Origin of the sequence: Streptomyces sp. NPDC005017 (assembly GCF_042873115.1) — a bacterium.
Taxonomy (GTDB): domain Bacteria; phylum Actinomycetota; class Actinomycetes; order Streptomycetales; family Streptomycetaceae; genus Streptomyces.
In genome coordinates this window covers 35376-57607 of the sequence record NZ_JBIALD010000026.1, presented here as the reverse complement: position 1 = coordinate 57607, position 22232 = coordinate 35376, and the positions used below count along the sequence as shown (strand labels likewise).

The 22232-nt window shown below is 71.5% G+C and carries 20 protein-coding genes and 1 pseudogene; 4 read left to right on the top strand and 17 right to left on the bottom strand.

Annotated elements, in window-relative coordinates:
• Positions 1–4: 4 nt before the first annotated feature.
• The 3 genes from ACFYR0_RS30540 to ACFYR0_RS30530 all read right to left on the bottom strand — a co-directional run bounded on the left by ACFYR0_RS30540 (position 5) and on the right by ACFYR0_RS30530 (position 3559).
• On the bottom strand, positions 5–343 hold the full coding sequence (locus ACFYR0_RS30540; RefSeq protein ID WP_003997576.1) for a P-II family nitrogen regulator: 339 nt from the start codon (positions 341–343) through the stop codon (positions 5–7).
• Entirely contained in the window at positions 340–1677 is a 1338-nt protein-coding gene (locus ACFYR0_RS30535; RefSeq protein WP_389335165.1) for an ammonium transporter, read from the bottom strand. Before ACFYR0_RS30535 ends, ACFYR0_RS30540 begins: the two co-directional genes overlap by 4 nt.
• 403 nt (positions 1678–2080) lie before the next feature.
• The gene (locus ACFYR0_RS30530) at positions 2081–3559 is read right to left on the bottom strand and encodes a hypothetical protein (protein WP_389335162.1); all 1479 of its coding nucleotides are present in this window, start codon (positions 3557–3559) and stop codon (positions 2081–2083) included.
• 433 nt (positions 3560–3992) lie between these two features.
• Here ACFYR0_RS30530 and ACFYR0_RS30525 point away from each other — a divergent pair, with 433 nt between their 5' ends.
• Positions 3993–4655: a bifunctional DNA primase/polymerase gene (locus tag ACFYR0_RS30525; RefSeq protein ID WP_389335159.1), complete on the top strand. Its 663-nt coding sequence runs from the start codon at positions 3993–3995 to the stop codon at positions 4653–4655.
• Positions 4656–4734: 79 nt separating this feature from the next.
• Here the strand turns inward: ACFYR0_RS30525 and ftsY are convergent, their stop codons facing one another.
• Entirely contained in the window at positions 4735–5946 is a 1212-nt protein-coding gene (ftsY, locus tag ACFYR0_RS30520; protein ID WP_389335156.1) for a signal recognition particle-docking protein FtsY, read from the bottom strand.
• A 265-nt stretch (positions 5947–6211) separates the two neighbouring features.
• On the opposite strand from ftsY, the gene ACFYR0_RS30515 reads away from it, so the two are divergent.
• A complete protein-coding gene (locus ACFYR0_RS30515) occupies positions 6212–7183 on the top strand; it encodes an LLM class flavin-dependent oxidoreductase (RefSeq protein ID WP_389335153.1) in 972 nt (323 codons plus the stop codon).
• Positions 7184–7393: 210 nt separating this feature from the next.
• On the opposite strand, the pseudogene ACFYR0_RS30510 reads toward ACFYR0_RS30515, so the two are convergent.
• From ACFYR0_RS30510 to ACFYR0_RS30495, 4 genes and pseudogenes are all read right to left on the bottom strand, one after another.
• A pseudogene (locus ACFYR0_RS30510) lies at positions 7394–7767 on the bottom strand (MFS transporter); the annotation flags it as partial.
• Between the two features lie 25 nt (positions 7768–7792).
• Entirely contained in the window at positions 7793–11383 is a 3591-nt protein-coding gene (smc, locus tag ACFYR0_RS30505; RefSeq protein ID WP_389335150.1) for a chromosome segregation protein SMC, read from the bottom strand.
• A 211-nt stretch (positions 11384–11594) separates the two neighbouring features.
• Positions 11595–11798, bottom strand: coding sequence for a hypothetical protein (locus tag ACFYR0_RS30500; protein WP_386378049.1), 204 nt, complete (start codon positions 11796–11798; stop codon positions 11595–11597).
• Positions 11799–12179: 381 nt separating this feature from the next.
• Complete coding sequence (locus tag ACFYR0_RS30495) at positions 12180–12461, bottom strand: acylphosphatase (RefSeq protein WP_386378050.1); 282 nt, start codon at positions 12459–12461, stop codon at positions 12180–12182.
• Positions 12462–12580: 119 nt separating this feature from the next.
• Here ACFYR0_RS30495 and ACFYR0_RS30490 point away from each other — a divergent pair, with 119 nt between their 5' ends.
• A complete protein-coding gene (locus tag ACFYR0_RS30490) occupies positions 12581–13798 on the top strand; it encodes a CAP domain-containing protein (protein ID WP_389335145.1) in 1218 nt (405 codons plus the stop codon).
• Between the two features lie 49 nt (positions 13799–13847).
• On the opposite strand, the gene ACFYR0_RS30485 is transcribed toward ACFYR0_RS30490, so the two are convergent.
• Positions 13848–14288, bottom strand: a complete 441-nt coding sequence (locus ACFYR0_RS30485) for a hypothetical protein (RefSeq protein WP_389335142.1) — start codon at positions 14286–14288, stop codon at positions 13848–13850.
• A 208-nt stretch (positions 14289–14496) separates the two neighbouring features.
• Here ACFYR0_RS30485 and ACFYR0_RS30480 point away from each other — a divergent pair, with 208 nt between their 5' ends.
• Positions 14497–14883: a winged helix-turn-helix transcriptional regulator gene (locus ACFYR0_RS30480; protein ID WP_389335139.1), complete on the top strand. Its 387-nt coding sequence runs from the start codon at positions 14497–14499 to the stop codon at positions 14881–14883.
• Here ACFYR0_RS30480 and mutM read toward each other — a convergent pair.
• From mutM to recG, 8 genes are all read right to left on the bottom strand, one after another.
• Complete coding sequence (mutM, locus tag ACFYR0_RS30475) at positions 14856–15740, bottom strand: bifunctional DNA-formamidopyrimidine glycosylase/DNA-(apurinic or apyrimidinic site) lyase (RefSeq protein WP_389335136.1); 885 nt, start codon at positions 15738–15740, stop codon at positions 14856–14858. The two genes, ACFYR0_RS30480 and mutM, sit on opposite strands and share 28 nt — an antisense overlap.
• Before the next feature lie 79 nt (positions 15741–15819).
• Positions 15820–16638, bottom strand: coding sequence for a ribonuclease III (gene rnc, locus ACFYR0_RS30470; protein WP_389335133.1), 819 nt, complete (start codon positions 16636–16638; stop codon positions 15820–15822).
• Positions 16639–16657: 19 nt separating this feature from the next.
• Entirely contained in the window at positions 16658–16831 is a 174-nt protein-coding gene (rpmF, locus tag ACFYR0_RS30465) for a 50S ribosomal protein L32 (protein ID WP_386378067.1), read from the bottom strand.
• Between the two features lie 2 nt (positions 16832–16833).
• Positions 16834–17487 (bottom strand): YceD family protein, encoded by a 654-nt coding sequence (locus tag ACFYR0_RS30460; RefSeq protein ID WP_386378068.1) that lies wholly within the window; start codon positions 17485–17487, stop codon positions 16834–16836.
• A gap of 146 nt (positions 17488–17633) precedes the next feature.
• Positions 17634–18731 carry a cell division initiation protein gene (locus ACFYR0_RS30455; protein WP_389335128.1) on the bottom strand — a complete coding sequence of 366 codons (1098 nt, stop codon included), beginning with the start codon at positions 18729–18731 and terminating at the stop codon, positions 17634–17636.
• Positions 18732–18789: 58 nt separating this feature from the next.
• Positions 18790–19269, bottom strand: coding sequence for a pantetheine-phosphate adenylyltransferase (gene coaD, locus ACFYR0_RS30450; protein WP_386378115.1), 480 nt, complete (start codon positions 19267–19269; stop codon positions 18790–18792).
• A 26-nt stretch (positions 19270–19295) separates the two neighbouring features.
• Positions 19296–19880, bottom strand: coding sequence for a 16S rRNA (guanine(966)-N(2))-methyltransferase RsmD (rsmD, locus tag ACFYR0_RS30445; protein WP_389335125.1), 585 nt, complete (start codon positions 19878–19880; stop codon positions 19296–19298).
• A 106-nt stretch (positions 19881–19986) separates the two neighbouring features.
• On the bottom strand, positions 19987–22188 hold the full coding sequence (recG, locus tag ACFYR0_RS30440; protein ID WP_389335122.1) for an ATP-dependent DNA helicase RecG: 2202 nt from the start codon (positions 22186–22188) through the stop codon (positions 19987–19989).
• Positions 22189–22232 lie beyond the last annotated feature (44 nt).

The following is a 22232-nucleotide window of genomic DNA, read 5'->3' as shown; positions in this document are numbered from 1 at the left end:
TGTGTCAGAGCGCGTCCGGGCCGCGCTCGCCGGTGCGGACCCGTACGGCCGTCTCGACCGGCAGGGACCAGACCTTCCCGTCACCGATCTTGCCGGTGCGGGCGGCCTTGACGATGACGTCGATCAGCTGCTCGGCGTCGTCGTCCTCGGCCAGCACCTCGATACGGATCTTGGGAACCAGGTCGACGGTGTACTCGGCACCCCGGTAGACCTCGGTGTGGCCGCGCTGCCGACCGTATCCGCTGGCCTCGGTCACGGTCAGACCGTGCACGCCGAAGGCCTGGAGGGCTTCCTTGATCTCGTCGAGCCGGTGGGGCTTGACGACCGCGGTGATGAGCTTCATGCGTCCACCTTCTTGCTCGCAGTGTCGGCGACCGGGGCCGGGGCGGCCGTGCGGGCGGCACCGCCGCCGGCGCCACTGAAGTCGTATGCCGTCTCGGCGTGCTCGGCCTGGTCGATGCCGGCGACCTCGTCGTCCTCGGAGACCCGCATGCCGATGGTCTTGTCGAGGATGAAGGCGAGGATCGCGGAGACGACCAGCGAGTAGGCGAGGACACCGAAGACTCCGGCGCACTGCTTCCAGAACTGCTCCAGGCCGCCGCCGTAGAAGAGGCCCTCGACCTTGGACTGGCCCTTGCCGCTGGCGAGGAGGCCGACGAGCAGGGAGCCGACGACACCGCCGACCAGGTGGACGCCGACGACGTCGAGCGAGTCGTCGTAGCCGAACTTGTACTTCAGGCCGACCGCCATGGCGCACAGCAGACCGGCGACGGCACCGACGGCGATCGCGCCGACCGGGGAGACCGCACCACCGGAGGGGGTGATGGCGACCAGACCGGCGACGGCACCGGAGGCGGCGCCCAGCGTGGTGAACGCGCCGTGGCGGATCTTCTCGTAGACGAGCCAGGCGAGGATGGCGGCGGCGGTGGCGACCTGCGTGTTGACGAACATCAGGGAGCCGACACCGTCGTCGTTGCCGAGCCACGAGCCGGCGTTGAAGCCGAACCAGCCGAACCACAGCAGACCGGCACCGAGCATCACCAGGGGCAGGCTGTGCGGGCGCATCGGGTCCTTCTTGAAGCCGACGCGCTTGCCGATGACGAGGATCACGCCGAGGGCCGCGGCACCGGCGTTGATGTGCACCGCCGTACCACCGGCGAAGTCGATCACGCCCATGTCGAAGGCCCAGCCGCCCTCACCCCAGACCCAGTGGGCGACGGGGAAGTAGACGACGGTCGCCCACAGGGCGATGAACAGCGCCCAGGCGCTGAACTTCACACGGTCCGCGAGCGCACCGCTTATCAGGGCGGGGGTGATGATCGCGAACATCAGCTGGAAGACCATGAAGACGAGGAGCGGGATGTTGTACGTCCCCCACAGCTCGTCCTTGTCGACCCCGCTGAGGCCGACCCAGTCGGAGTTCCAGCCGATGAGGCTGCCCGAGTCGGTGCCGAAGGCGAGCGAGAAGCCGTAGAGCACCCACAGGATGGTGACGATCCCGAGGCTGATGAAGCTCATCATCAGCATGTTCAGGGTGCTCTTGACCCGGACCATGCCTCCGTAGAAGAAGGCCAGCGCCGGCGTCATGAGCATCACCAGGGCGGAGCAGATGAGCATGAAACCTGTGTTGGCGGCAGAGAGCTCCGTCTCTGCGGCAAGCGTGATGGCTGGTGCCATCGGCGTCTCCTCGTCGTTGGTACGGCCCCGTGCGGGCAGAGCCTTGAGCGGATTGAGGGGTGGGCCGGTTATGCGCCATGAGATTCGCGCAGCGCGGTTTCGGTGGAAGCCCCTCGTTGTTTCGCGGCGGTGACGAAGGCACCGTGTGTGTTACGCGTCGGTGAATCGCGGGATCCGGGCCCGCGAGATCGTTATCGTGGCGCAACCTTCGCCGGGACGAACCGCAGCCACCCCTTGAGCAACCACGACGGCGAGCAACCACCTCCGCGAGAGCGGCCTCGGCTTAGCCGCAAAAGACAGCCCGGCCGCGGCAGCCTTCCGAATGACTGGCACGGGGGAGCCGAGTCGGGCAGTTCGGGAGGGCCGGCCGCGGCCGGGGTTCAGGGGTGGTGCCGCCGGTGCCTCAGACCGCCTCGGCGGTCTCGGGAAGCTCGATCGCGAGCCGGTCGGTGAGGTCGAGCACCTCGGCGAGGTCGCCGAAATCGCGTACGGCGGTGTCCACGGTCTTTCGGATACGAGTGTTCACGCGCTCGGAACGCACCTTCTTGGCGACCCGCATGGCCTGCGCGGCCAGCACGGTGCTCCGCTCGGGCTCGCGCTGGAGCAGATGCACGGTGGCCATGCCGATGAGGTTGAGCGCGTAGGACCGCTGGTGTTCGTCGTCCTTGGCGAACAGCTCCACGGCCCGCTGCATCAGGGGCTCGGCCAGGGAGGCGTAGGCGGGGCTGCGGCCTGCGACATAGGCGAGGTCCCGGAAGGAGTGGGAGTTCTCGCCGTACAGCTCGGCCTCGGAGAAGAAGCGGATCCAGTCGGGGTCGGGCTCGTCCCACTCGTCGGCCTCGGCGAAGGTGTCCTCGGCCATCCGCACGGCCCGCTTGCACTTGCCGGGCTGCCCCATGTTGGCGTAGGCGCGGGCCTCCATCGCATACAGCATCGACTGGGTGCGCGGGCTGGCGCAGTCCCGGCTGCCGTACTGGGCGAGGTGGATCAGCTCCAGGGCGTCGTCGGGCCGCCCGAGGTGGATCATCTGGCGGCTCATGCTGGACAGCACGTAGGAGCCGAGCGGCCGGTCGCCCGCCTCCTTGGCGGCGTGCAGCGCGAGGACGAAGTACTTCTGGGCGGTGGGCTGGAGACCGATGTCGTACGACATCCAGCCCGCCAGTTCGGCGAGTTCGGCGGCGACCTTGAACAGCCGACGGGTCGTGGCCTCGGGCTGGCTCTCCTGGAGCAGGTCGGTGACCTCGTGCAGCTGGCCGACGACGGCCTTGCGGCGCAGACCGCCGCCGCACTGGGCGTCCCACTGGCGGAACATCACGGTGGTGGACTCGAGCAGATCCAGCTCTGGCCTGGACAGTTCACCGCGGGCGCGATGGGCGGGTCCGCCGGGCTCGGGCTGCGGCACGGGGCCCGGGGCGACCGGCACCAGCCAGCGCTGCATGGGCTCGATGAGGGAGGGGCCGGCGGCCAGGGCGAGGGAGGTGCCGAGGAAGCCGCGCCGGGCGAGCATCAGGTCGCTGCGCGAGAACTCGCTGAGCAGCGCCACCGTCTGGGGGCCGGTCCAGGGCAGGTCGACGCCGGAGGAGGAGGGCGTCTGACGGGCGGCCCGCAGCCCCAGGTCCTCGACGGAGACGACACAGCCGAAGCGCTCGGAGAACAGCTCGGACAGGATCCTGGGGATCGGCTCGCGCGGGTTCTCCCCGTCGAGCCACCGGCGCACCCGCGAGGTGTCGGTGGAGATGTGGTTGGCGCCCAACTGACGTGCCCGGCGGTTCACTTGCCGTGCCAGTTCGCCCTTCGACCAGCCACTGCGCACGAACCAGGAGCCGAGCAGCTCGTTGGGGCGCTTCTCAGCGTTCGTCCCGCCTCCGCCGTTGCCGCCCACTGGAGCGCCCCCATCCCTGAAGACCGCTTGCCGCCACCTTGCGTCAAGCCCTATCAGAATGCCCGTCAAACGGGCCGCCCGTCCGGTGGTTCCACCCTTCGAACGGGAAACCGGATTGCCCCCGGCATACCCACGAGTGCAAGTGCCGCACCGTCTTGTGCACTCAAAGTAATCCTACGATCACCCCTCCGGCCATGGCGATCCGGTAAACGCCACCATTCGCCACCCCTTCGAATGAACTCACGTCGCCCTACTCGCGATTCACTTGACACAGGACAGCCGGAAGTGGGCGCAGCGGTGCACGCAGGGGCGCGCGCCGCCGGGCACACCACCCGGTGCGCGCGAGGGCGCCCTTCGCACCGGTGACGGACCGTTTCTGTTCCTCGCCCGTCCGTCTCGTAACCACCGGCGCGTCGGACCCGTTGGAGGGGGCATGGGTTTCACGATCGGCAGTAGTCGGGGCATTCGCGACATCCGGTCCGGTACGCGCCGCCGCGGGCGCGCGTCGGAGTGCACCGCCGTGGCCGAGTACACCGGCCTGTGGGGCTGGGACGTCGTCCCCGGTGCCCGGACCGCCGCGGGCGCCTGCTCCTGCGGCCGGACCGGCTGCCGCACGCCCGGCGCGCACCCTCTGGAGTTCGCCCCCGGGGTGCCGGCCGGGGCGACGCTGGACGAGGCGACCGAGTCGTGGTCCCAGTTCCCCGGCGCCGCGGTGATGCTGCCGGTCGGGCGGGCCTTCGACGTCATCGAGGTCGCCGAGGCGACCGGGCGGCGGGCGCTGGTACGGCTGGAGCGCATGGGTCTGCCGCTCGGCCCGGTCACCGTCACGCCCGACGGCCGGGCCCACTTCTTCGTCGCCCCCGGCGCCGCGGCCGAGCTGCCCGCGCTGCTCTACCGGATGGGCTGGGACGACCCGGGCCTCGATCTGCGCGCGCTCGGGCACGGCACGCACATCACCGCGCCGCCCTCCGACCGCGGCGGCCTCGGCCCCGTCCAGTGGCTCCGCGCGCCCTGCCTCGACTCGGCCACCAGGCCGCCCCAGGCCCGGCTGCTGCTGGGCACGCTGGCCTACGTGGCACACCGCTCGCGCGCCTGACCGGCCCCATGACGAAGCGCCCGTCCCCAACTGCACCTTGGGGGCGGGCGCTTCTCGATCACGGATCGGCGGGCGGGTGTCACTCCCCGATGAGCGCGTCCACGAACGCCTCGGGCTCGAACGGGGCCAGGTCGTCCGGTCCCTCGCCGAGACCGACGAGCTTGACGGGCACGCCCAGCTCGCGCTGGACGGCGATCACGATGCCGCCCTTGGCGGTGCCGTCGAGCTTGGTGAGGACGATGCCGGTGATGTCGACGACCTCGGCGAAGACACGGGCCTGCACCAGGCCGTTCTGACCGGTCGTGGCGTCGAGCACGAGCAGCACCTCGTCGAGCGGGGCGTGCTTCTCCACGACCCGCTTGACCTTGCCGAGCTCGTCCATGAGACCGGTCTTGGTGTGCAGACGGCCGGCGGTGTCGATGAGGACCACGTCGGTCCCCATCTCCTTGCCCTCCTTCACCGCGTCGAAGGCGACGGAGGCCGGGTCGCCGGCCTCGGGCCCGCGCACGGTGTGGGCGCCCACGCGCTCGCCCCAGGTCTGGAGCTGGTCGGCGGCGGCGGCCCGGAAGGTGTCGGCGGCGCCGAGGACGACCGTGCGCCCGTCGGCGACCAGCACGCGGGCGAGCTTGCCGGTGGTGGTGGTCTTGCCGGTGCCGTTGACGCCGACGACCATCACGATGCCGGGCTTGCGGTCCTCCGGCTCGGTCTTCACCGTGCGGTCGGCATCGGTGCCGACGAGCTTGAGCAGCTCCTCGCGCAGCAGTCCGCGCAGCTCCTCGGGCGTGCGGGTGCCGAGCACCTTCACGCGCTCGCGCAGCTGCTCGACCAGTTCCATGGTGGGCTGCACGCCGACGTCGGCGGTCAGCAGGGTGTCCTCGATCTCGTCCCAGGTCTCGTCGTCGAGGTGCTCGCGCGACAGCAGCGTGAGCAGCCCCTTGCCGAGGGCGTTCTGGGAGCGGGACAGCCGGGCGCGCAGGCGCACGAGGCGTCCCGCGGTGGGCTCCGGGATCTCGATCTCGGTGGGCGGGAGCTCCTCGGCGACGGGCGGCTCCTCCACCGTGACGGGGGCGCCGCCACCGGGAAGGTCCACCTCCTCGATCGTCCGGCGGGGCTCGTCCCGCGGCGTCTCGGCCTCGTCGCCGACGTGCGGCTCGGCCGGTGGGGTGGTGATCTCGGGCGCGGCGGGCGGGGGCGGCGGCAGCGACTTCTTCCGTCGGCTGCCGATGACGAGCCCGCCGAGCGCGCCGAGCACGACCACGGCGATGACTACAGCAAGGATGACGGTTTCCATAACCCGTCCAGTATCGGCCATGGGTCCGGCTCGGACACGGCTTGGACGTTCGTCCGATGGGCGGGCGCGGCGGGACACGTGGGCGGGGGCGGCCCTCGCACATGCGCGGCTGCGGGCGAGCCACCCGCACGGGCCCCTGCGGGCCTGCCCGTCCGGGCCCGAGCACGCGGCCTGTCCGGACACCGGCGGGTCGCCGCACCCCTGGTTATCTGACATTCCGTCAGCTACGGTCCCCCTGCCGAGCCGCCCGTCGGAGGGGAACCCCATGCCCGTCACGGTCGTACGCCTCAACCTCGTCGAACCCGGAGCCACCCCCGCATCGCTCGCGGCCCGCTACCGCGCGGCGCTGGAGATGGCGGCGTACGCGGACCGGCACGGGATCACCACCGTGCAGACGGAGGAGCACCACGGGGTCGCGGACAACTGGCTGCCGTCGCCGTTCGCCTTCGCGGGCGCGGTCCTGGGCGCGACCAGGCGGCTCGCGGTGACCGTGTCGGCGGTGATCGGCCCGCTGCACGACCCGCTTCGGCTCGCCGAGGACATCGCCGTGCTGGACCTGATCGGCGGCGGCCGACTGGCCACGGTCGCCGGGATCGGGTACCGGCCCGAGGAGTACGCGATGTTCGGCGTGGACTTCGCCCGCCGCGGCAGGCTCCAGGACGAGCTGCTGGAGACGCTGCTGAAGGCCTGGACCGGCGAGGAGTTCGCGTACCGGGGCCGTACGGTACGCGTCACCCCGCGCCCGTTCACCCGGCCGCACCCCCTGCTGCTGGTCGGCGGCTCCTCGAAGGCGGCCGCCCGCCGGGCCGCGCGGTTCGGGCTGCCGTTCTTCCCGAGCGCGCACCTGCCGGAGCTGGAGGCGTACTACAAGGAGCGGCTGGTGGAGTACGGCACCGAGGGCTGGACCATGATGCCCGCGGCCGAGACCCCGCTGCTGCACGTGTCCGCCGACCCGGACCGCACCTGGGCCGAGCACGGCGCCCGCTTCCTGCACGAGGCCCGCACCTACGCCTCCTGGCAGTCCTCGGAGATACGCTCGGCGGTCAGATCGGCGGCCGGCACGGTGGAGGAACTGCGCGCGGAGGGCGTGTACCGGGTCGTCACCCCGGACGAGTGCGTGGGCCTCGGCCTCGACACCTGTGTACTGCATCCGCTGGTGGGCGGGATGCCGGTGCAGGAGGGCTGGCGCAGTCTGCGGCTGTTCGCGCGGGAGGTGCTTCCGGCGCTGGCGGGCTGAGCCCCGTACACGATTTCGCCTGGCCGGACCCGCCGACCGGTGATCCACTGCGGGGATGAGTCTGCTGGTGGACGTGTTCGTGTGGGACGCCGACGGTGGGATGCGCGTGCTCGACGTGCCGGACGACGTCTCCCGGTCCGGCGGCTTCGAGTCCCGGCGTACGACCGTGTGGGGCTCGGAGGTGGTGCGCTCGCTGGGCGCCCGGTTCCTCCCCATGGCGGCGGCGCGGATCCGGTTCGGGCACATCTCGCCGAGCGTGACCCGGACCACCACGCCCCAGGACAGGGCGAGGAAGAGGACGAAGATGTGCGCGGCGACCAGGGCGACCCAGCCCTGCGTGGCGGGCAGCTCGCCGTCGGCGAGGTCGAAGGAGAACGCCCAGGCCGCCAGGGCCGGGCCGACCGCCATGCCGACGGAGCCGATGAGGGCGAGCGGACGGCGGCCGGTCCGGTCCGGTCCACGAAGATCATCGCGATGACCGTGCCGACGATGTTGATGATCGACGTGGTGAAGGAGCAGAAGAACGAGTCCGTCGGGTCGGCACCGACCGACTGCCGCAGGGTCGAGGAGCAGGAGAACGCGACGTATTGAAGGACCAGTGGAGTTGATCTAGCGAAGACGCTGGGAGATGACCTTCGACACGCCGTCGCCCTGCATGGACACGCCGTAGAGCGCGTCGGCGACCTCCATCGTGCGCTTCTGATGGGTGATCACGATCAGCTGCGAAGCCTCCTGGAGCTCCTGCATGATCCGGATCAGCCGCTGGAGGTTGGTGTCGTCGAGCGCCGCCTCGACCTCGTCCATGACGTAGAACGGGCTCGGACGGGCCTTGAAGATCGACACCAGCAGCGCGACGGCCGTCAGCGAGCGCTCGCCGCCGGAGAGCAGGCTCAGCCGCTTCACCTTCTTGCCCGGCGGACGCGCCTCGACGTCCACACCGGTGGTGAGCATGTTGTCGGGATCGGTCAGCACGAGCCGGCCCTCACCGCCCGGGAACAGCCGGCTGAAGACGCCCTCGAACTCCCGCGCCGTGTCCCGGTACGCCTCGGTGAAGACCTGCTCGACGCGCTCGTCGACCTCCTTGACGACCTGGAGCAGGTCGGCGCGGGTCTTCTTCAGGTCCTCCAACTGCTCGCTGAGGAACTTGTGCCGTTCCTCCAGCGCCGCGAACTCCTCCAGGGCGAGCGGATTCACCTTCCCCAGCTGCTGGTAGGCCCGTTCCGCCGCCTTGAGCCGCTTCTCCTGCTCCGCCCGCACGAACGCCTTCGGCTGGTTGCGCGGGTCCTCGGGGTCCTCGGGCAGCACCTCGCCCTCGGCGGGCGGGGACGGGGGCACCGGCTGGTGCGGGCCGTACTCGGAGACCAGCCCCGCCGGCTCCACGCCCAACTCCTCGAGCGCCCTCGTCTCCAGCTGCTCGATCCGCAGCCGCTTCTCGGCGCCCAGCACCTCGCCCCGGTGCACCGAGTCGGTCAGCTTGTCCAGCTCGGCCTTCAGGTCCCGGCCCGCGGTACGGGCCGCGGTCAGCTCCTGCTCGCGGCGCGCCTTGGCGGCCTCGGCCGCGGCACGTTCGCGTTCGGCGCGGCCGAGGGAGACCTCGACATGCGCCAGCAGGACGCGCGCGCCCGCGGCGACCGCCTGCGCCACCGCCGCCTCGTGCCGCAGCCGCGCCCGGCGCTGCTCGGCACGCGCGCGTGCCTCGCGTTCCGCGCGGGCGGCCCGGTCGAGCGAGTCGGCCCGCCCGGCCAGACCCTTGACCCGTTCCTCGTGCGTACGGGCCTGGAGGCGGGCCTCCATCTCGGTCTGGCGCGCGTTGGCGCCGTCGGCGGCGAGCCGGTCCCGCACCGAGGTGTCGGGCTCCTCCTCGAACGGCATCTCCTCGGCGACGGACTGCCGTTCGGCCAGCTCCTCGACCTCCTGGAGCGCCTTCTCCAGCGCCTCCTGGGCCCGCGCGGCCGCGGCGCTGCTGCGCTCGGCCTCGCCCGCGGCGCCCCGGGCCTGGCCGGCGAGCCGTCCGAGCTGCTGGGCGACGGCCGACTTCTCGCGCTCGGCGGTGCGGCGCCGGTCGCCGAGTTCCTCGACCAGGACGCCGGCCGCCCTGCGCCGCTCGGCGGCTTCCGCCTGCCGCTCGGTGAGTTCCTCGCAGCGGGCGCCGAGTTCCTCCAGTTCCGCCGCGGCCTCGTCCACGGAGGCCTGGACCTCCAGGAGGCTGGGGGCGCCGGCCGAGCCGCCGTGGGCGAAGTGGGCACCCAGTAGGTCGCCTTCGGCGGTGACGGCCGTGAGGTGGGGGTGGGTGTGGACGAGGTCTTCCGCGGCTTCGAGGGTGTCGACCAGGACGATGCCGCCGAGGAGGCGGTGCACCGCGGGCATCAGGTCGGCGGGGGCCTGGACGAACCGGGCCACGGGCGGCGCGGGTTCGTCGTGACCGGGCGCGCCCGCGTGGCGGTGGCCGGGCTCCGCGCTCCCTGGGTCCGGCTCGGCGGCCGCTCCCGCCAGGAGCAGCGCCACCCGTCCCCCGTCCTGCTTGCGCAGCAGACGGATCGCCTCGGCCGCCGCGGCCGGGGACGCTACGGCGATGGCGTCCGCCGCCGCTCCGAAGGCCGCCGCCAGCGGGACCTCGTACCCCGCGGTGACCGTCAGCAGCTCCGCCGCCGGGCCCAGCACGCCGGTGAGCCGGTCCCGCGCCTCGAGCAGCGCGCCCGAGCCGTCCTTGCGGCGAAGGCCCAGGGCCAGCGCCTCGTGGCGGGCCTGAGTCGCGGCGCGCCGGCGTTCGGCCGTGGTGGTCGCCTCGCGGGCGGCGGACAGGGCGGCCTCGGCCTCGGCGAGCTGCCGCTTGGCATCCTCGTGGCGCCCGGCGAGTTCGGCGTCGCCCGCGTCCAGGCCGTCGACCTCGGCCTGCAGCGCCTCGTACTCCTCCTGCGCGGCGACCGCGCGCTCCCGGGCCTCGTCGCGGGCGAGGGCGAGCCGGTCGATCTCGGCCTGGGCCGAAGCGGCGCGGGAGCGGGCGGCGTTGACCTGCCCGGCGAGCCGGGCGAGCCCCTCACGGCGGTCGGCGATGGCACGGGCGGCGTCCTTCAGACGCCGTTCCTCGGTCGCGAGGTCGCGCTCCAGCTCCGCGCGGTGGGTCACGGTGTCGTCGAGGGCCCGCTGCGCCGCCTCCAGGGCGGCCTCCAGCTCGGCCTCCTGCTCGCGGACACGGGCGGCCTCGCGCTCCATGTCCTCGGGGTCACGGCCGCGCCGCTCATCCGGGGGCACGGAGGTCGCGCTCTTCACGCGGGCGTCGGCCAGCGAGATCGTGCCGCGCACCCGCTCGGCCAGCTGGGAGAGCTCGTACCAGGTCTGCTGCGCGCGCTGGAGCCGGGGCGTGAGCCGGCGGACCTCGTCTTCCAGAAGCCCCTCGCGCTGGACCGCCTTGCGCAGCTCCTGCTCGGCGGTCTCCTTGCGCTGCTTCAGCTCGGCCTCGTCGGCGACCTCGGCCTTGAGTGCCTCCCGGAGCCGTACGAGATCGTCGGCGAGCAGGCGCAGCCGGGAGTCGCGCAGGTCCGCCTGGATGACCGCAGCGCGCCGGGCGACCGCGGCCTGTCGGCCGAGCGGCTTGAGCTGGCGGCGCAGTTCGTCCGTCAGGTCCTGCACGCGCGCGAGGTTGGCCCGCATCGCGTCCAGCTTCCGCAGCGCCTTCTCCTTGCGCTTGCGGTGCTTGAGCACACCGGCGGCCTCTTCGATGAAGGCCCGGCGGCCCGTCGGATCGGCGTGCAGGACGGAGTCGAGCTGGCCCTGGCCGACGATGACGTGCATCTCGCGGCCGATGCCGGAGTCCGAGAGCAGTTCCTGGATGTCGAGCAGACGGCAGGTGTCGCCGTTGATCTGGTACTCGCTGCCGCCGTTGCGGAACATGATCCGCGTGATGGTGACCTCGGCGTACTCGATGGGCAGCGCCCCGTCGGAGTTGTCGATGGTCAGCGACACCTCGGCACGGCCCAGCGGCGGGCGGCCGGTGGTGCCGGCGAAGATGACGTCCTCCATCTTGCCGCCGCGCAGCGACTTCGCGCCCTGCTCCCCCATGACCCAGCTCAGCGCGTCCACGACATTGGACTTGCCCGAGCCGTTCGGCCCCACGACGCACGTGATGCCCGGTTCGAACCGGAGCGTGGTCGCCGAGGCGAACGACTTGAACCCGCGGAGGGTCAGGGCCTTGAGGTGCACGGCGCTGGACTCTACCTTCAGCCGCCGGTCTCACTCCATGAACGCGCGGTTTCGCCGGTGAACGCGAAGGGCACACCAGACGTTGAAGAGGGTGAAAGGATGCACGGGGGAAAGAAAGAAGGGACGCCGGAGCGTCCCTTGCAAATCTGACAACTGAGCGGTTGATACGGGCTGCCCAACCACTGCGTGTCGATGTGCTGCGATGCAGTGATCAGGTGAGCGCAGGCTCCGCCTGGTGTGCGTCGATGCTCTCCATGATCTCGTGGTGAGAAGCGGCAGCCGTCAGCACGTCGTTCTCCGCCTGGATTCGTACGAGCTCCGATTCCAGGTCCTGCACGCGCTGCTGGAGCCGTCGCATCTCGGCGAGGAGTCGAGGGTCGGAGCCGCCGACGTAACCGAGAAGCGCCTTTGCCATGATGGATGGTCCTCCACACTGAGTGACCGACCGAAGCGGTATGGGTCGTGAGGGATTCGCACCCGCGGTGCTTGGCAGGAGTACGTCTTGCTCTGCCGTTGTTCCATGCCAAACAGCTAAGGTGCGCGGGGCTTTCAGCGTCTCACCAAAAAGTTTGACGGTCAACACGATCACACCCCGTATTGGCGGCGACCCGGGGTCCGCGGCCGGAAGAACGGCGGCGTGACGACTCCTGCGGGGCCCTGGGGGTGTGGCGATCATCTTTCCGTGCGGAGCCTGTCACGGCAAGGGGTTCTTGGCAACCACCAGGCGGTTTCCCCTTCCGGGGGCCTCCGGCGGAATGCCCCGGCGCGGCCGCCGGGGCCCTTGCGCCGTACGGGGTCAGCGAATGGCGAAGCCGTCGTAGCCGCCACGCGGTGTGTCCCAGATCTCGGTCACCCCGTCCACGCGCCCGGGCGTGTCGTCACTCAGCAGCCACTCCAGCAGCCCCTCGCACCCCGGCCGCGCCCCTTCGGCGACCACTTGCACACGGCCGTCGTCGAGATTGAGAGCAAAACCACTCAGCCCGCCGATCTCCAGGGCCTTGGCCCGGGTGAACCAGCGGAAACCCACACCTTGGACGCGCCCGCGCACCCAGGCGACCAATCGCACATCGTCGCTCATGGGTGCAACCTAACCGGCCATTGTCCCTAGGGGCACTTCCTCACCGCGTGGCATGCGGTACCGTCCCCACCCAATGAATCTCATCTGAAACTCACCCGATCGGGTGAGCTGTGTTGGCCGTGGGGGGACGTGTCGACGGCCAGTACCGCATGGACGAGGAAGGCCAGAACATGGGACGCCACCGACGCATCGCCGCCGGCCGCGCCGCCACGGGCCGCGTCACGGGGGTCACGCCGACGGACGACTCCGTCGCCGGGAGCCGCGACCCGCAGCACTCGTACGGGGGCGGATACAGCGCCCCGGGCATCGCGTCCGACCCGCAGCACCCGTACGGGGGCCACGGCGCCCCGGGCATCGCGCCCTATCTGAACCCTGAGGCCTACGCGGAGGCCTACGCCTCGAGCACGGCCTACCTCTATGCCACCGACTGGCGCGCGGACGACGGGGCCGAGCCACTCGGTCCGCCGGTCTCCGGCCCCGGCACGCGCTACACGGGACAGGACGCCGCGTTCCGCACCCGCTCCCACCGCCGGCCGCGCAAGAAGGCGGTCACGCCGGTGCGCACCGGGCTGCTCGGGGTGTCCGCCGCGGTCGCGCTCGGGGCGGTCGCGGTCTCCACCGGCGTGCTGCCCGGCGTCGACAACTACCGCCTCGGCGGCAGCAGTTCCGACCAGGTGCAGTCCGCGCACAGCCCCGGCAACCTGGAGTCCCAGCAGGGCGGCACGTCCGGCGCCGCCCCCGAGGAGCCGAGCCACGAACAGCCCGGCTCCGCCCCGCGGGGCACCGAGCCCGCGGCGCCCGCGCCCAGCGCGTCGCCCTCCGCCTCGGCGTCGCCGACGAAGCCTCCGGCCGAGAAGAAGAAGCCGAAGGCGACCCCCTCGAAGAAGCCGGCCGACACGCCGTCCAGGAAGGCCACCAAGGGGCCCGCCGAGCCGAAGGCGCCCGTGACGGTGTCCGCGGAGGCGGCGGCCGAGGCCGAAGTGCTGCGGCTGGTCAACGTCGAGCGCGAGAACGCGGGCTGCACCCCGCTCGCCGCGAACAGCGCGCTGACCGGCCTGGCCCGTGTGTTCAGTGAGGACATGGCCCAGCGGGGCTTCTTCGACCACACCGACCCCGACGGCTCGTCCCCCTGGGACCGTGCCGAGCAGCTCGGCATCATCGACCTCGGCGGCGAGAACATCGCCCGCGGCCAGGCCGACGCCGCGGCCGTGATGCAGGCCTGGATGAACAGCCCCGGCCACCGCGCCAACATCCTCAACTGCGACTTCAAGACCCTCGGCGTCGGCGTGCACTACGGCGACGGCGGCCCTTGGTGGACGCAGGACTTCGGCTACTGACACAGGCCCGGCGCGTCGCGGCCGGGGCGGTCGGCTCGCGTCGCCGTGTCTACGCCGCGGCGTGGGCCTCTCGGTGCATGCCCGCGCACAGGGCCCAGACGACGAAGAGGTTGACGGCGACCAGCGTCAGGGCCCAGAGCGGGTAGTAGGGCACCCACAGGAAGTTGGCGATCGCGCCGAGGCCCGCCACGAACACGCCGAAGTAGCGTGCCCACAGCGCTCCGCTGAGCACGGCGCAACCGGCGGCGACGATGACGACGCCCAGGATGAGGTGCACCCAGCCCCAGCCCGCCAGGCTGAACTCGAAGACGTAGTGGCGCGTCGCGAGGAACAGATCGTCCTCGGCGACGGCGGCGATGCCCTCGAAGATCGCCATCGCGCCACCGAAGATCATCAGTGCTGCCGCGAGGACGGTGGTACCCGACGCGGACGCACGCCACGGGTGGGGATCGGCAGCGGCCGTTCTGGGGGGCACGGCGTCACGGGCCATGGCGGACTCCTAGGGTGGCGGGGCCATGCGGCGAAGGAACGCTCGAAGCGGCGCGACCTCTCCCACACTGGCACGACCGCGCTCCACCGGCATCCCGGGCCGGGACACCGGAGGCCCTCCCCGGACCTGGCAGATCGGGCCTTCGCCGGCTGCCGGGCACGGGGACGACCCGGCGCTGACCCACGGTTAGCGCTGTAGTCTCGAAAGCATGACGACCGCGCCCCAGGACCTCCCCTACGACGCCTTCGCCAAGGCCTGCCCCTCGCGCGGCACGCTGGAGCACGTCACCGGGCGCTGGGGCGCGCTCACGCTGGGGGCGCTGCACGAGGGCTCGCTCCGCTTCAGCGAACTGCGCCGCCGGGTCGACGGCGTCAGCGAGAAGATGCTCTCCCAGACGCTGCACGCCCTGGAGCGCGACGGCCTGGTCCACCGTGAGGCCCAGCCGACCAATCCGCCCCGGGTGGACTACGAGCTCACCCCGCTCGGCCACGAGGTCGCCACGCGTCTGCTGGGCCTGATCCACTTCGTGGAGGGCCGTATGGACGAGGTGCTGGCCGCGCGCGGCCGTTACGACGAGGCCCGCGGCACTCTCTGACACTTCGGGCAGAAGTAGCTGGACCTGTTCATCCACGGACGTCTGCGCATCGGCGTGCCGCAGCGCTTGCACGGCAGTCCCTCGCGGCCGTACGCGTCCAGGGAACGGTCGAAGTAGCCGGACTCGCCGTTGACGTTGACGTAGAGGCTGTCGAAGCTGGTGCCGCCGACGGCGAGGGCCGCGTTCATCACGTCCCTCACATGGCCCAGGAGTTCGAGGGTGCGGGGGCGGGTGAAGCCGGCCGTGGGGCGGTCGTAGTGCAGGCGGGAGCGCCAAAGGGCCTCGTCCGCGTAGATGTTGCCGACGCCGCTGATCAACGACTGGTCCAGCAGGGCCCGTTTGACGGTGGTCCGCTTGCGGCGCAGTGCCTGGTGGAAGGCCTCGTCGTCGAACAGCGGGTCCAGGGGGTCGCGGGCGATGTGCGCGATGACGTCGGGCAGGCCGTCCTCGGAGGTGTCGTGCAGCGACAGCCCGCCGAAGGTGCGCTGGTCGACGAAGCGCAGCTCGGTGCCGCCCGCCGGGGCAGCGGCTGATGTCAGCGCGTCGGCGAACCGGACGCGGATGCGCAGGTGTTTCTCGTCGGGTGCCTCGTGCGGCCGCACCAGGAGCTGGCCGCTCATGCCGAGGTGGGCGAGGACCGCCTGGCCGGAGTCCTCCAGCGGCAGCCACAGGTACTTGCCGCGGCGACGCGCGACGCCCACGCGGTGACCCTTGAGGCGGTGGGCGAAGTCGTCGGCCCCGGCCGTGTGGCGGCGCACCGCGCGCGGGTGCAGCACCTCGGCCTCGGCGACGACCCGGTGGGCGACCCACCGTTCCAGGCCCCGTCGTACGACCTCGACCTCGGGCAACTCCGGCATGGCTCCCCCGGTGACTGGCGGGTGGACGAACCGAGCGCCCGGCCCCGAGGGGGCGCGGGCGCTCGGTCATATGGGTCGGTCAGGCGGAGGCCTTCGGAGCATCGGCGTCGCCCGCGGCCGTGGCCGTGGCGTGGGTGCCGCCCTCGGCCGTCGCCCGGGCGGCGGCCTCGGCGCGCTCGTCGGCGGCGGCCCGGATGGCCCGCCACGCGGACTCCGCGGCCTGCTGCTCCGCCTCCTTCTTGCTGCGGCCGGTGCCGGTGCCGTACGAGACGCCTCCGACGCGGGCGGCAGCAGTGAAGGTCTTCTCGTGATCGGGTCCGGTCTCCGTGACCAGGTACTCGGGGACACCGAGCCCCTCGGTCGCGGTGAGCTCCTGGAGACTGGTCTTCCAGTCCAGGCCGGCACCGAGGTTCGAGGACTTCTCGATCAGCGGGTCGAACAGGCGGTGCACCAGCTCCGCCGCCGAGTCCAGCCCTTGGTCGAGATACACCGCGCCGATCACCGCTTCAAGGGTGTCGGCGAGGATGGACGCCTTGTCCCGGCCTCCCGTGCCCTCTTCACCGCGGCCGAGCCGGATGAAGGAGCCGAGGTCGAGCGTGCGTCCCACGTCCGCCAGCGCACGCGAGTTCACCACCGCGGCCCGCAGCTTGGCCAGCTGTCCTTCGGGCAGGTCGGGGTGAGTGCGGTACAGCGTGTCCGTCACGACGAGGCCCAGCACGGAGTCCCCGAGGAACTCCAGGCGCTCGTTCGTCGGCAGACCGCCGTTCTCGTACGCGTAGGAACGGTGGGTCAGCGCTCGCACCAGAAGGGCGGACTCGAGCTGATAGCCGAGCCGCCCTTCCAGAAGCGTGTGGGACGAGGCCGTGTTGTCCGCAGAGTTCTTCTTCGGCGTGGACACTGTGCCTCTCACCAGCCGCTCAGACCGCGAGGACCTGGCGCTTGTTGTAGGTGCCGCAAGACGGGCACGCGATGTGCTGCTGCTTGGGCTCCTGGCAGCGCTCGCACGCAACCAGGGTGGGGACCGCAGCCTTCCACTGCGACCGGCGGTGGCGCGTGTTGCTGCGCGACATCTTCCGCTTCGGAACAGCCACGGCTACTTCTCCTGCTTCTCGTCGGCGCGCGCTGATCGAGTCGCGCCGCCGCTCATCTCGTCCTTCTCGCCGGGTTCGAGCGAACCGGCGAGTCCCTGCAAAGCCGCCCAACGGATGTCGACGGCGTCGTGGTGGTGGTCCGGGTCGTCCGCGAGGCGCGCTCCGCATTCGGAGCACAGGCCCGGGCAGTCTTCCTGGCACACCGGCTGCATCGGCAGTGCGAGCACCACCGCATCACGCAGCACGGGCTCGAGGTCGAACATGCCGTCCTCGAGGAAGAGCCTGTCCTCGTCGTCCTCGGCGTCGTCGTCGGGAGCCGTCTTCACACGGCCCCGCTCGTCGGCGTCAGGGTACGAGAACATCTCCTGGAATTCCGCTTCGACGTCGAGCTGAAGCGGCTCCAGACACCTTACGCACTCTCCCTCGGCCTGTGCACGGGCGGTGCCTGTGACGAGCACCCCTTCCATGACCGACTCGAGTCGGAGTTCGAGCTCCACCGGGACGCCTTCCGGCATTCCGATGACTCCCGCGAGACCGAGGTCCCTCGGAGCGTCGACCGTGCGGGTCAGCCGCTGCAGCGCACCAGGACGCCGCCCCAGCTCGTGTGTGTCGAACACGAAGGGGTTGCGGTGGTCGAGGCGGGCGTTGGAGGCCATTCCTGCTTTCGATCTTCTGACTCAGAGGGACGCCGCCCCTCGGTGTCCCCGGGGCAGCGCTGATCGCGGGCGTAGGCGCGACCGAACAGCCAGGATACTGGACCTTTCGCTCTCGGCCCAATCCGGTGGTCGCCGCCCCCCGCGGGCTACTGGCCGCGCCCCTGCTCGTACGCCCTGAGCTGCTCGGCGCTGATCATGCTGGTGTCGAACAGGCTGGTCTCGTCGAGCGCGTAGCCCTGCTGCGACTGATGGGGCTGGTGAGCCTCGTGGGGCTCGTGGGCCTGCTGCGGCTCGTAGGCGGGCTGCTGAGGGGCGTAGCCCTGGTAGCCGTACGGGTCCGCCTGCGCGGCCTGCTGGTAGGAGCCGGTGTCCGTCTGCGCGTAGCCCGCCGAGGCGGCGTAGGGGTCCTGCTGCTGGTAGCCCGCGTAGGGGTCGGCCTGCTGCTGGTAGCCGTAGGCCGGCTGCGGCTCGGGCTCGTACTCGGGGCGGCGGTGCTGCTCGGCCGGGGCGTCGCGCTCGGCGAGGGCCGCGAGGTCGGCGAGGTAGTCGGCGTCGCTGGAGTGCTGGAGGGTGCCGGCCTCGTCGGAGAGTGCGCCGAGGTCGTCGCTGGCGATCCGGCCGTGCAGCTTCTGCCGGCCGCGGCCGACGGCGTCCAGGGTCTTGGCGAGCACCGCCTCGAAGGCGCCCAGCTTCATGTCGACGTAGGCGTCGGCGTCGCGGCGCAGGGTCTCGGGGTCATGGCTGCGCTCGGGGGCGTCGTCGTCCTCCGGGTCCGTGTACCCCTGTTCGCCCGGGCCGGGTCCGGTGCCGAGGAGCTTCTCGCGGCCGCGGCCGACCGAACCGAGCGTCTTGGTGAGGACGACCTCGAAGTTGGCGAGCTTGGAGTCGACGTAGTCGTCGGCCTCCGCGCGGATCTCCTCGGCCTCCTGGCGGGCCTCGGCGAGGATGCGCTCGGCCTCGTTCCGGGAGCGGCGGGCGACCTCCGTGTCGGAGATCAGGGAGCCGCGCTCGGCGTGCGCGTGCTCGATGATCCGGTCGGCCTCCTGACGGGCCTGCTCGACCATCTGCTCGCGGTCGCCGATCAGTTCCCGGGCCTGCGCGAGCGAGTCGGGCAGCGCCGCCCGCACCTCTTCGAGCATCGAGAGCAGGTCGGCGCGGTTGACCACGCACGAGGCCGACATGGGCATCGACCGGGCACCGGAGACCGCGGCGACGATCTCGTCGAGCTTGTTCTGCACGTCCACCGTGTGCTCGCCACTCTCTACAGCTGTGATGGAGACGGACGGGACGACTGTAGTGCCATCAGGCTTCGCGCAGGCGCCTGTTCAGGGCCTCGAAGACGAGCGGCGGCACCAGGTGGGAGACGTCGCCGCCCCAGGTCGCGACCTCCTTGACGAGCGAGGAGGACAGGAAGCTGTAGGTGGGGTTCGTCGGCACGAACAGCGTCTCCACGCCGGTGAGGCCGATGTTCATCTGGGCCATCTGCAACTCGTAGTCGAAGTCGCTGACCGCCCTGAGGCCCTTGACGATGGCGGGGATCTCGCGCTGCTTGCAGAAGTCGACGAGCAGGCCGTGGAATGCCTCGACCCGGACGTTCTCGTACTCGGAGGTGACCTGGCGGATCAGGTCGATCCGCTCCTCGATCTCGAACAGGCCCTTCTTGGCCTTGTTGATCATCACCGCGACGTACACCTCGTCATAGAGGCGGGAGGCGCGGGAGATGATGTCGAGATGCCCGTTGGTGATCGGGTCGAACGACCCTGGACAGACGGCGCGGCGCACTGGGTATCCCTCGCTCTCGGGTCCGGTCATCGTGCGTCTTCGCACGTGGAGGCGGCGCGACCGTACCAAAACGTTCCCTCGCCGTAGCGCCGGGCCCGGAGCGGTTCGAAGCCGTCCGGCCACCGGAATTCGCCACCTCTGGTGCTGCGCTCCACGGTGACGAGCGCCTCCGGTGTGAGCCAGCCTTCCGAGCGGAGTGTGAGCAGAATCTCCCGAAGATCGTCGTCTGTGACCGCATATGGGGGGTCCAGGAAGACGAGGTCGTACGGCGCCGGGGGTGCCGTACGGATGACCTGCTCGGCCTTGCCGTGCCTCACCTCGGCTCCGGGGAGGGCGAGGTTCTTCACGTTGTCCCGGACGATCCGGGCGGCCCGCGCGTCGGCCTCCACCAGGAGGGTGTGGCCGGCGCCCCGGGAGAGGGCTTCCAGGCCGACCGCTCCCGAACCGGCGTAGAGGTCGAGGACCCGGTCGCCTTCCAGGGGTCCGCCCAGCAGGGACTGCCAGGTGGAGAAGAGTCCTTCGCGTGCGCGGTCGGAGGTGGGGCGGGTTCCTGTGCCGGGGGGTACGGCCAGGCGACGTCCGCCGGCCGCGCCGGCGATCACGCGGGTCATCTTCGGTCCTTGCTCGTGGGCGGCTCTCGGTTCATTGTCGTCGGTCGCGCCCGGACGGCGGTAGCCGCGTACGGCCGACCGCCCCGCGCGCCCGGGCCGACGGACCTCACCCCTTCTCCATGTACTGCTCCCGCTCCTCGTCCACCAGGGCCTCCAGCGCCGTACGCAGGCCGGGGAGGCCCGTCAGCTCCGGGTCGGCCACGACGACGGCCATGGCCTCCTCCCTGGCCTCGGCGATGATCTCCTCGTCCTCGATGACGGCGAGCACGCGCAGCGAGGTACGGGCACCCGACTGGGCCTGGCCGAGCACATCGCCCTCGCGGCGCTGTTCGAGGTCGATCCGGGAGAGCTCGAAGCCGTCGAGCGTGGAGGCGACGGCGTTCAGCCGCTGGCGGGCGGCGCTGGCCTCGGGCATCTCGGTGACCAGCAGGCACAGTCCCGGGGCGGAGCCGCGGCCCACGCGTCCGCGCAGCTGGTGGAGCTGGGAGACACCGAAGCGGTCGGCGTCCATGATCACCATGGCCGTGGCGTTCGGGACGTTCACCCCGACCTCGATGACCGTCGTGGCCACCAAGACGTCCGTGTCGCCCGCGGCGAAGCGGCGCATCACCGCGTCCTTGTCGTCCGGGTGCATACGGCCGTGCAGGACCTCCACCCGCAGGCCCTGGAGCGGCCCCTTGGCGAGCTGGTCGGCCACGTCCAGGACGGCGAGCGGGGGCCGCTTCTCGGCCTCGTCCTCGGCGGTCTTCCTCGCCTTCTTCGGGTCGTCCTCCTCGTCGCCGATGCGGGGGCAGACCACGTACGCCTGATGGCCGTTGCCCACCTCCTCGCGGACCCGCTCCCAGGCGCGGGCCAGGAAGTGCGGCTTGTCGGCGGCGGGCACGACATGGCTGGCGATCGGGGACCGCCCGGCCGGGAGCTGGTCCAGGACGGAGGTCTCCAGGTCGCCGAAGACCGTCATGGCGACCGTCCGCGGGATCGGCGTGGCCGTCATGACCAGCAGATGCGGCGGCTGCGTGCCCTTGCCGCGCAGGGCGTCGCGCTGCTCCACACCGAAGCGGTGCTGCTCGTCGACGACGACCAGGCCCAGATCGTGGAACTGCACCTTGTCCTCGATCAGCGCGTGCGTGCCGATCACGATCCCGGCCTCGCCGGTGACCAGGTCGAGCAGTGCCTGACGCCGGGCGGCCGCGCCCATCGACCCGGTGAGCACCACGACCTTGGTGGCGTGCTCGGCGCCGCCCAGCATCCCGCCCTCGGCCAGCTCGCCCATCATCTCCACGACCGAGCGGTGGTGCTGCTGCGCCAGCACCTCGGTGGGCGCCAGCATGGCCGCCTGCCCGCCCGCGTCCACGACGGCGAGCATGGCCCGCAGGGCCACCATCGTCTTGCCGCTGCCCACCTCTCCCTGGAGAAGCCGGTGCATCGGGTGTTCCGTGGCGAGGTCGTCGAAGATCTCCTTCGAGACCTTGCGCTGGCCCTCGGTGAGGGTGAAGGGGAGGCGGTCGTCGAAGGCGCTCAGGAGGCCTCGCGGCTTCGGTCCGCGGGCCACGGCGGGGAGTTGGTTGTCGGCGTGGCGGCGGCGTGCCAGGGCAACCTGGAGGACGAAGGCCTCGTCCCACTTGAGGCGGGAGCGGGCGTCCTCGATGTCGGACCGGGTGTGCGGGCGGTGGATCTTGAGCAGGGCCTCGGGCAGGGTGACGAGACCGCGGCCCTCGCGCAGGGCGGGCGGCAGCGGGTCGACGGCCTCCTGGGCACCGGGCAGGACCGTCTGGACGGCCTTGCCCAGCTTCCAGGACTCCAGCTTGGCGGTGGCGGGGTAGATCGGGATCAGTGCGCCGGCCCAGGTCTCCACGGTCTCCTCGCTGTCGCCGCGCAGCAGTTCGTAGGCCGGGTGGGCGAGTTGGAGTCTGCGGTTGAAGACGGAGACCTTGCCGGAGAACATCGCGCGGGTGCCGGGCAGGAGTTCCTTGTGGGGTTTGTGCACGCCGTGGCCGAAGAAGACCAGTTGGAGCCGGCCGCTGCCGTCGGTGATGGTCACCTCCAGGCGCTGGCCCTTGCCGCGGGGCGCCTTGGCGGAGGCGAAGGAGTGCAGCCGTGCGTCGGCGACCTGGGCGACCACCGTGACGTGCTCGTCCATCGGCAGATCGGCGAGGTGGGTGAGCTGGCCGCGCTCCTCGTATCTGCGGGGGTAGTGGTGCAGCAGGTCACCGACGGTGTGCAGGCCGAGGTGCTCGGCCATCACCTTCGCGGTGGCGGGGCCGAGCACCTTCTTCAGTGGTTCTTCCAGTGCGGGCACGAGATCCATTGCACACCACGGCACTGACATTGCCGTATACGTACCGGGAAAGT

Excerpts from the sequence above, each read along its gene's own strand:
- ACFYR0_RS30540 (WP_003997576.1), bottom strand. The coding sequence starts at position 343 with ATGAAGCTCATCACCGCGGTCGTCAAGCCCCACCGGCTCGACGAGATC.
- ACFYR0_RS30535 (WP_389335165.1), bottom strand. The coding sequence starts at position 1,677 with ATGGCACCAGCCATCACGCTTGCCGCAGAGACGGAGCTCTCTGCCGCC.
- ACFYR0_RS30525 (WP_389335159.1), top strand. The coding sequence starts at position 3,993 with ATGGGTTTCACGATCGGCAGTAGTCGGGGCATTCGCGACATCCGGTCC.
- ftsY (WP_389335156.1), bottom strand. The coding sequence starts at position 5,946 with ATGGAAACCGTCATCCTTGCTGTAGTCATCGCCGTGGTCGTGCTCGGC.
- ACFYR0_RS30515 (WP_389335153.1), top strand. The coding sequence starts at position 6,212 with ATGCCCGTCACGGTCGTACGCCTCAACCTCGTCGAACCCGGAGCCACC.
- ACFYR0_RS30500 (WP_386378049.1), bottom strand. The coding sequence starts at position 11,798 with ATGGCAAAGGCGCTTCTCGGTTACGTCGGCGGCTCCGACCCTCGACTC.
- ACFYR0_RS30495 (WP_386378050.1), bottom strand. The coding sequence starts at position 12,461 with ATGAGCGACGATGTGCGATTGGTCGCCTGGGTGCGCGGGCGCGTCCAA.
- ACFYR0_RS30485 (WP_389335142.1), bottom strand. The coding sequence starts at position 14,288 with ATGGCCCGTGACGCCGTGCCCCCCAGAACGGCCGCTGCCGATCCCCAC.
- ACFYR0_RS30480 (WP_389335139.1), top strand. The coding sequence starts at position 14,497 with ATGACGACCGCGCCCCAGGACCTCCCCTACGACGCCTTCGCCAAGGCC.
- mutM (WP_389335136.1), bottom strand. The coding sequence starts at position 15,740 with ATGCCGGAGTTGCCCGAGGTCGAGGTCGTACGACGGGGCCTGGAACGG.
- ACFYR0_RS30460 (WP_386378068.1), bottom strand. The coding sequence starts at position 17,487 with ATGGCCTCCAACGCCCGCCTCGACCACCGCAACCCCTTCGTGTTCGAC.
- rsmD (WP_389335125.1), bottom strand. The coding sequence starts at position 19,880 with ATGACCCGCGTGATCGCCGGCGCGGCCGGCGGACGTCGCCTGGCCGTA.
- recG (WP_389335122.1), bottom strand. The coding sequence starts at position 22,188 with ATGGATCTCGTGCCCGCACTGGAAGAACCACTGAAGAAGGTGCTCGGC.